Annotated in this window: 1 protein-coding gene; it reads left to right on the top strand. The window is 46.8% G+C overall.

All coding sequences use genetic code 11. From position 1 onward, the window contains the following. Window positions 1-109: 109 nt before the first annotated feature. The coding region (locus tag ACXVWP_RS11145) for an aspartyl protease family protein (RefSeq protein ID WP_458473415.1) at window positions 110-513 on the top strand (404 nt) is incomplete at its 3' end.

Here is a 513-nt window from a genome sequence, read left to right as displayed (position 1 = left end):
GCAGCAACACCGTGCTCCACAGCAGCAAGTGCAGAAGGGCAAGTTCGTCAAGAAGCACGGGCAAGTCTACTACACCACTGTCAGCGATATTCCAGAAGGGGGGCCCGTCATGATCGGTAGGTTTCCCGTTGCCAATCATCCTGCAGTCGTCTTGTTTGATTCTGGTGCATCGCATTCCTTCATCAGTCGCACTTTTGTCATCAAGCATAAGTTACCCATGGGGGAGTTAACAGAAAGTTTCTGCATACTTTCGCCTGGAGGGCGGATAAATACTAAGGAAGTGGTCCGCAGTATACCAGTAATGTTGGGGGAACATGTATTTCCTACCACCATGATAGTACTGCGCAATCAAGAGATAGATGTCATCCTAGGCATGAATTGGATGTGTCAGTATAAAGCCATGATTGACATCTTGAATAGAGTTGTGAGAGTGGATATTCCTAACAGTACCTCAAAACTCATTCTCCAACTTCCCATGCCTTTAAAACCAGCTACCACAGAGCTAAATGCCAC

The organism is Haemophilus sp. SZY H56 (assembly GCF_054332415.1).
This window is presented reverse-complemented; position numbering and strand designations above follow the sequence as displayed.